The following is a 3,352-nucleotide window of genomic DNA, read 5'->3' on the forward strand; positions in this document are numbered from 1 at the left end:
GTGCGAGGCGGGCGGGGCGGTGGCGGCGGAGGCGGCGCTGGCCCAGCTCGCCCTGTCCGCCGGCCTCTATGCCGCGCCGGTCGCGGGCGAGAAGACGGTGCCCGGCATGGGCCTTTACGATCCGGCCCGGGGCGTCGTCGCCGAACCCGCGCCGGGGGCGAGGCCCATGGTGGCGGTCGTCTTCTACCGGGCCTATCTCGTCTCGGGCGATACCGGGCCGGTCGATGCCCTGATCGAGGCGTTGCGACGGCGCGGCTTCGATGCCTACGGCATTTTCGTGCCCTCGCTGAAGGCGCCCGGCGTCGCCACCTGGCTCGCCGCGCATCTCGCCGGGCGCCCGCTCGCGGCCATCGTCAGCGCCACCGCCTTTTCCGCGAAGGGCGACGCCGGCACCTCCCCCCTCGACGGCGCGGGATGCCCGGTGTTTCAGGTCGCGCTGTCGACGGCGCGGCGGGAGGATTGGGACGGTGCTGCGCGCGGCCTGTCGCCCGCCGATCTCGCCATGCATGTGGTGCTGCCCGAGGTCGACGGCCGCCTGTTCGCCGGGGTGATCAGCTTCAAGTCGGCCGGCGCGCGGGACGAGCAACTGCAATACGCCCGCAGCCGTCATGCCGCCGACGGCGAGCGTATCGCCGCCGTCGCCGAGCGCATCGGGGCCTGGCACGATCTCGCCGCGACACCGGCACCTGAACGGCGGCTGGCGGTCGTGCTGTCCACCTATCCCGGGCGGGCGGATCAGATGGCCCATGCGGTCGGGCTGGACACGCTCGCCTCCGTCGCCGCCATGCTGGAAGATCTGGGCGCGGCCGGTTACGACACGGCACCGGCCGGCGATCTCGCGCGCGGCCTTGCCGGCCATGCGGAGAGCTGGCCGCTGGCGGATTACCGCGCCGCCCTCGGCGAGCTGCCCGCGACCCTGCGCGATGCGGTCGAGGCCGCCTGGGGGCCGGCGGCGCATGATCCGGCCGTCCGCGACGGTGCCTTTCATTTCGCCCTCGTCCGGCGCGGCAAGATCCTGATCGCGCTCCAGCCCGAGCGGGGCGAGGTCTCGGCGCGGGACGCGGAATATCACGACCAGTCGCGGGTGCCGCGCCATGGTTACGTCGCCTTTTATCTGTGGCTGCGGCGGCTGAGCATGAGTGCGCTGGTCCATATGGGCGCCCATGGCACGCTGGAATGGCTGCCGGGCAAGGCGGTGGCGCTGTCCGCCGCCTGCTGGCCCGAGGCGCTGGCGGGCGGCCTGCCCGTCATCTATCCCTTCATCGTCAACGACCCGGGCGAGGCGGCGCAGGCCAAAAGGCGTATCGGCGCCCTCACCCTCGGCCATCTGCCGCCGCCCCAGGTGGCGAGCGCCGTGCCCGAGGGCCTTCGCCGGCTGGAGCGCCTGCTCGACGAATATTCGACCGCCGACGGTCTCGACCCTTCCCGGCGCGACCGGCTGATCGCCGACATCCGCCTGGAAGCCCGCGCCACCGGGGTGGAGGAGGATCTGGCCCTGCCGGCCGATGCCTCCCCGGCGGAAGCGCTGACCCGGCTCGACCGTTTCGTCTGCGACGTGAAGGACAGTCGTTTCGGCGACGGGCTGCATGTCTTCGGCCGGGGCGATTGTGGCGCCGAGGAACGCGAAGGGTTGCTGACCGCCCTTTCCGGGCGCTTCGTTTCTCCCGGCCCCGCCGGCCCCGCCGGCTCCCCCGGGCGGGGGCGGCGCGACGTGCTGCCGACCGGGCGCAATCTCTTCGCCGTCGATCCAAGGGCGGTGCCCAGCCGCGCCGCCCATGCGCAAGGGGTGAAACTGGCCGAGGAAGTGCTGCGCCGTCACCTGCAGGACCAGGGTGACTGGCCGCGCGATCTGGTCATCGACCTCTGGGGTTCCGCCACCATGCGGACGGCGGGGGAGGAATTCGCCATGGCCCTGCATCTCGCCGGCCTCGCCCCCCGCTGGGACGAGGGCAGCGGCCGGGTTTCGGGCTTCGAGGTGATTCCGCTCGCCCTCTTGGCGCGGCCGCGCATCGGTGTGACTTTGCGCATCTCCGGCCTGTTCCGCGACGTGTTTCCCGATCTGGTTACCCTGTTCGGTCAGGGCGCGGCGGCGCTGGCCGCCCGGGCTGAGCCGGCGGCGCAGAATCCCTATGGCGTCGGCGGCCCCCGGGTCTTCGGCCCGGCGCCGGGGCACTATGGCCTCGGCCTCGGCGGAACGCTCGAGGATTACAGTGCCGAGGGCCGCGCGGCGGCGGGGCAAGCGTGGCTGTCGGCGTCGAGCTTCGCCTTCGACGGTGATGGCCCGGCGCGGGACAGTCTCGCGGCGCGGGTCGGCGCGGCGGATGGTTTCGTCCATGTCCATGACCTCGCCGAGAGCGATCTTCTCCTCGCCCTCGATCATGCCGCGCATATCGGCGGCTTCGCGGCGGCGCGAGAGACATTGGTGCCGCTCTATCACCTCGACACGACCGTGCCGGCGCGGCCCCGCGCCCGCCTGCTGACCGAGGAAATCGCCCGGGTGGTGCGCGCCCGTGCCGCCCACCCCGCCTGGGCCGAGGGCATGATGCGCCATGGCTTTCGCGGCGCCGCCGAAATCGCCGCCACCCTCGACCACATGGCGGCCTTCGCCCATCTGGCCGGGGCCGTGCCCGCCCATCTGTTCGATCTCTATCACGACGCGACGCTCGGCCGTCCGGAAGTGGCGGAATTCATGGCGGCGGCCAATCCGGCCGCCCTCGACGCCTTGCGGGGCGGATTCCGGAGGCTGCGCGAGGCGGGCCTGTGGCGCAGCCGGCGCAACGCCATCGTAGCGACCTTGGGGCAGGCGTCATGAGCGATTACAAGGTCCAGGGCTGGTGTCCCGGCGCCCTTCGCCCCATGGCCTCGGGCGACGGGCTGGTGGCGCGCATCCGTCCCCATGGCGGGCGCCTGACCGCGGCGCAGGCCCTGGGGCTCGCGAAGGCGTCGCTTGACCACGGCAATGGCGAAATCGACCTGTCGGCCCGGGCCAATCTTCAATTACGTGGCATCGCCCCCGCCAAGCATGGGGCGCTGATCGCCGATCTTTCCGCCCTCGGCCTGATCGACGACGGGATCGAACAGGAAAGCCGGCGCAATCTGGTGGTCTCCCCCCTGTGGTCACCGGGCGACGGCACCATGGCGCTGGCCGCCGCGATCGAACACGCGCTGGCCGGGGCGCCGGTCCTGCCCGGCAAATTCGGCATCGCCCTCGATCCCGGCGCCCGCCCGGTGCTGGGCGCCATTTCCGCCGACATCCGGGTGGAGCGGTCGGCATCCGGCGCCCTGATCGTCCGTGCCGACGGCAGCACCACCGGCCGCGCGGTGACCGAGGCGGCGCTGCCCGGCGCCATCC

General features: G+C 72.9%; 1 protein-coding gene and 1 pseudogene. Both read left to right on the plus strand.

The genetic code is table 11. The features are described 5' to 3' along the window. Positions 1-2,812, plus strand: a 2,812-nt coding sequence (cobN, locus tag WAZ62_RS07235) for a cobaltochelatase subunit CobN (protein WP_422642843.1), incomplete at its 5' end; no start/stop codon positions are given. After that, positions 2,809-3,352, plus strand: a pseudogene (locus WAZ62_RS07240) (hypothetical protein); the annotation flags it as partial. The gene cobN and the pseudogene WAZ62_RS07240, both read left to right, overlap by 4 nt.

Origin of the sequence: Zavarzinia sp., assembly GCF_049306435.1 — a bacterium.
In the GTDB taxonomy this organism is placed as follows: domain Bacteria; phylum Pseudomonadota; class Alphaproteobacteria; order Zavarziniales; family Zavarziniaceae; genus Zavarzinia.